This window comes from Actinomadura fibrosa, assembly GCF_900659615.1.
GTDB classification, from domain to species: Bacteria; Actinomycetota; Actinomycetes; order Streptosporangiales; family Streptosporangiaceae; genus Spirillospora; species Spirillospora fibrosa.
In genome coordinates, this window is record NZ_CAACUY010000430.1 from 1 (window position 1) to 4,405 (window position 4,405).

Below are 4,405 nucleotides of genomic sequence, written 5' to 3' on the forward strand. Positions count from 1 at the left end.
CTACGGCTCGCCCGCGGCGCCGGCGTCTTCCTCGTCGCCGACCTCGGCGCGCACCACGCGCGGCTCGCGGCCGTCGACCTCACCGGGACGCCGCTCGCCCTCGACGACCTCGCCTGCGACATCGCCGTCGGGCCCGAGGCGACGCTGACCGCCGTCCTCGACGGGCTCCGCGCGCTCGCCCGCGACCACGGCCTCGCCGACGTCCCGGTGCGGGGCGTCGGCCTCGGCCTGCCCGGCCCCGTCGACCCCGCCACCGGCCAGGTCGTCTCGCCCTCGCGGATGCCCGGCTGGAACGACTTCCCCGTCCGCGACTTCGCCGCCGAGCGCGCGGGCGTCCCCGCCCTCGTCGAGAACGACGCCAACCTCATGGCCGTCGGCGAGCACCGCCACTCCTGGCCCGGCCTCGACAACCTCATGGTCGTCAAGCTCGGCAGCGGCATCGGCTGCGGCGTCATCGTGGACGGGCGGCTGCACCGCGGCCGCGGCGCCGCGGGCGACATCAGCCACGTCCGGATCCTGTCCGAGGCGACCGTCGACTGCTCGTGCGGTCACCCCGACTGCCTGGAGGCCCACGCCAGCGGCGCCGCGCTCGCCGCCGCGCTGGCCGCGCACGGCATCGACGCCGCCGGGCCGTCCCGCATCGTCGAGCTCGTCGCCGACGGCGTGCCGCAGGCCACCAGCGCGGTGCGCACCGCCGGCCGGCTGATCGGCGACGTGCTCACCGCGCTCGTCAACTTCTTCAACCCCGACGCGCTCGTCATCGGCGGCAGCCTCTCGGAGGCCGAGCCGCTCGTCGCGACGATCCGCGGGGCCGTCTACGAGCGGTGCCTGCCGCTCGCGACCCGCAACCTGGAGATCGCGGTGTCCCGCGCCGGCCGGGACGTCGGCATCCTCGGCGCGGGCCATCTGCTGCTGGACGCCGCCGACGGCTGGATCGGCGAGGCCCTCGGCGGCTGACCGGGGGAGTCCCGGCGGGCGCTACGCGCGGGACTTGCGGGCGATCGTGAACCGGTCGATCTCGGCGCCGCTCTCGGCCAGCGCCCGCACCGACAGCGTCGCGGTGCGCCCGCGCCCGCCCGGGTCCACGTCCACCCGGATGAACGAGTAGCCGGTGAACCGCACCCGCGACCAGTGCACGGTCTCGGGCACCTTGTTGCCCGACTTGTCCCACGCGTAGGTGGCGACGGAGTCGAGCGGCTTCTCGCTGCCCTCGTAGCTGTCCGGCACCGGGAAGCTGTAGAGGCTCTTGCCCGCGCCGCCCGCCGTCACGTACACGACGCCGTCGGTCTCCGGACGGGACGTCCCGCCGATCGGCACCTGCCTGCCGACCGTGTTGCCCTTGATGGCGTCGGTCCGCTCGTAGACGTGGTTGTGGCCGTTGACGACCAGGTCCACCTGGTACTTCTCGAACAGCGGGACCCACGCCTCCCGCACGCCGCCCTCGGAGGCGTGCTGGTTGGTGGTGGAGAACGCGCAGTGGTGGAAGAAGACGACGATGAAGTCGATGTCGCGCCGCTGCCGCAGCTTCTTGAGCTGCTGCTCCAGCCAGGCCGTCTGCTTGCCCTTGGAGATGTTCAGGTTGGCCGGGATCTCGTAGGAGACGTCGTTCGCGTCCAGCGAGATGACCGCGGTGTTGCCGTAGACGAAGGAGTAGACGCCCGGCAGGTTCTTCGGGTCGGGGCCGTTGCGGGGCAGCGGGAAGCGGGCCTCCTCGCCGCCGTACCCGTTGGGGGAGTACCACGCCTCCATGTCGTGGTTGCCGTACGACACCATCCACGGCACCTGCTTGGCGACCGTCTCGGTCTGCGCGAGGAACTGGTCCCACAGCCGGGCGTCGAAGGTGTCCGCGGGCTTGCCCTGCCCGGACGAGTCGGCGTAGCAGATGTCGCCGGCGTGCAGGTGGAACGCCGGGTTCTGCGCGAGGATCAGGCTGTCGTTGCCGAGCGCGTGGTAGCTGACGCCCTGGTCGCCGAACGCGGTGAAGGTGAACTTGCGGGCGCCGCGCGGGGCCGTGGTGAACGTCCCGATTGTCCCGGCCAGGTGCGCGGTCGCCGGGTCGAAGTTCTCGTGCCCGACGCCGTAGTAGTAGGTCGTGCCCGGGTGCAGCCTCTCCAGGGCGACGTGCAGGTAGTACTGCGTCACGTCCGGGCTCGCGCCGACGCCGGCGGGCGTGTGCAGGGCGCGCACCTCGGCGGAGATCTTCTGGGAGAGGTTCCACGGGTGCGTCCCGATCCGGACGAACGGCTTGCGCACCGCGACCGGGACCTGCCAGGACACCCGCATCTGCGTGCTCGGGTCCTCGCCGAAGGTGAGGTGCCGGCCGAGCGGCGCCACGAGCGCGCCGTCGACGTGCTCGGTGGAGGGGGCCGTCCTGAGCAGGGGGGCCGCGGTCGCGGGGCCGGTGAGGGCGCCGGTCGCCGCGAGGGCGCCGGCGGTGACCGCGCCGCCGCGCAGCAGGCGGCGGCGGGAGAACCGGGCGTGGAGGTATTCGTGCTGCTCCGCCATGCTCATGCGCGCGGCGAGGCGCTCCGGGATGTTCATACGAGGTGTGTCCACTCACCTCAGGGTGGCGGACGTGCCCGGCGGATCGGTGTCCCCGGGGTTAACAGGGAGCGTTCGCCTCATGTCCGGCAAGCCGCCACGAACCGGACTTCCGCAGGTGAGGCGGGGGCGGCTCAGGGCTGCGGCACGGCCAGCGCCTCGCGGGCGGTCGCCACGTCCGGGGCGATGGCGACGCGCCGCTGGAGGCCGGCCACGTCCGACACCCGCCGGACGATGCCGCGCGGCGGCAGCACGACCCACATCGGGACGCCCAGCTCGGTCGCGCGCATCTGCGACCGGGTGATGACGTTCAGCCCGTTGGAGTCGAAGAACGTGCAGCCGGTGAGGTCAAGGATGAGGGCCGGGGTTCCGGAGTCGAGCAGCCCGACGGCCTGGCCGAGGATCTCCTCGCCGTTGCTCAGGTCGACCTCCGCGGGGAACTCCAGCACCCCGCAGGTGTCCGTGCTCTCCACTCGCGCTGCTCCGAAGTTCATGGCGTGGCCCCAAAGTCGGTTCCTCACATGGATGCCGCCCGGAAGGTTTCACTGCGACTGTAAGCCTCAAAGCTGGACAGAACCTGAAAGGGACGGTCAAGTTCCGGAACTCGCTCGGCCATCATGCGGCTCCCGGCGTTTACCCCGTTCGGTCCCGAAATCGCGGGTTCCCCGGCGTACTCGCCGCTCGGGCCGCTTCCGGGAGACCCCGTCCGGCCCGCGCTCCTGCGTTGGAACGATCCGTCCCCCTCCGTCACCCCGGAGCCGTATATTTCGAGATCCTGACCGACCCCCGCGGGCGCCGCGTCCCGGGGGAGCGAGGCGGAGGGCGCCGGATGAGCTCGGACCCGGTCGTGATCGACGGCGGCGACCGCTCCTGCGTGCGGCTGCTGCTGGAACTGCGCGGCCGCATCGCCGACCTGCCGGCGGGCACGGTCGTCCACCTGATCGCCACCGACCCGGCCGCGCCGATCGACCTGCCCGCCTGGTGCCACCTGACGGGCCACGACTACCTCGGCCCCGTCGAGGGCGGGCGCCCGACCTACGCCCTGCGGGTGGCCGAAACCCCCCGCGCCACCGACCCCGCGTCCCCCTGGCGTCCCCGCTGACACCGCGACGTGGGGCGATGTTATTGGCGAACCGCCAATAAGCGCCTAGAGTGGCCTCCATGGTCGCGTCCGATTACCCCAGCCTCCTTCCCCCGTACGCCTCGCGGACCCCTGCGGGCACCGGGTCGGTGATAGACATGCCGGAGAGCCGAATCGCCTACCTCGCGCAGGCGGCCCGCGCGCCGCGCGATCCAGGAGTGCCGCGCATGGACGTCCGGCCCGACCCCCGCCCCGTCCACGGAGCCGTCCCCAGAGTCGTCCATCGTTCCGTCCACCGTGCCGCGACCCGCTGACGTGGCGGCCGGGCGATCACGCGACCGGAGGCGGTCCCTCCGCGCGGACGGCGCGCTCCTCCAGGCCCTGGAGGGGCTGTTCGTCATCCCGCCGGAGCACCACCGGCCCGACACCGGCCGCCGCGCCGCCGCCGCGGCGCTCGCGTGCGACCAGGCGACGCTGGCGGCCCTCGTCCGGCGCGGGCTGCCGTGCACCGGGGAGCCGGGCCGCGAGCGGTTCGACTCGCGAGACCTGTTCAACCTCGCCCTGTACTCCGGCACCGGCCGGACGGCCGTCGAGCGCGACGTCGCCCGCGCCTTCCGCTGGACCCGCGCGTCCTGCGAGGAGCTGATCGCGCCCCGCGTGTCCCGCTTCGAGCTCCGGGTCGACTGCGCCGACCCCGACGGCTGCCCGCCGGACGCGCGCAACGCCCTCGCCCGGCCGCGGACCGGCGCGTACGGCGGGGCGGTCCGCAGCGTCCGCGCCCAT

The 4,405-nt window shown here is 73.5% G+C and carries 5 protein-coding genes; 3 read left to right on the forward strand and 2 right to left on the reverse strand.

Annotation, left to right across the window (positions count from 1 at the left end; all coding sequences use genetic code 11):
- A partial coding sequence (locus E1300_RS47855; RefSeq protein WP_131763890.1) for an ROK family protein occupies positions 1 to 957 on the forward strand: 957 nt, incomplete at its 5' end.
- Positions 958 to 978: 21 nt separating this feature from the next.
- On the opposite strand, the gene E1300_RS47860 is transcribed toward E1300_RS47855, so the two are convergent.
- Both E1300_RS47860 and E1300_RS47865 read right to left on the reverse strand, forming a co-directional pair.
- Complete coding sequence (locus tag E1300_RS47860) at positions 979 to 2,556, reverse strand: purple acid phosphatase family protein (RefSeq protein ID WP_242619876.1); 1,578 nt, start codon at positions 2,554 to 2,556, stop codon at positions 979 to 981.
- A 119-nt stretch (positions 2,557 to 2,675) separates the two neighbouring features.
- Entirely contained in the window at positions 2,676 to 3,014 is a 339-nt protein-coding gene (locus E1300_RS47865; protein WP_165503333.1) for an STAS domain-containing protein, read from the reverse strand.
- A gap of 356 nt (positions 3,015 to 3,370) precedes the next feature.
- On the opposite strand from E1300_RS47865, the gene E1300_RS47870 reads away from it, so the two are divergent.
- Positions 3,371 to 3,643, forward strand: a complete 273-nt coding sequence (locus tag E1300_RS47870) for a sulfurtransferase TusA family protein (RefSeq protein ID WP_131763892.1) — start codon at positions 3,371 to 3,373, stop codon at positions 3,641 to 3,643.
- A 276-nt stretch (positions 3,644 to 3,919) separates the two neighbouring features.
- Positions 3,920 to 4,405 (forward strand): hypothetical protein (locus E1300_RS47875; RefSeq protein WP_131763893.1); only part of this gene is annotated, 486 nt, incomplete at its 3' end.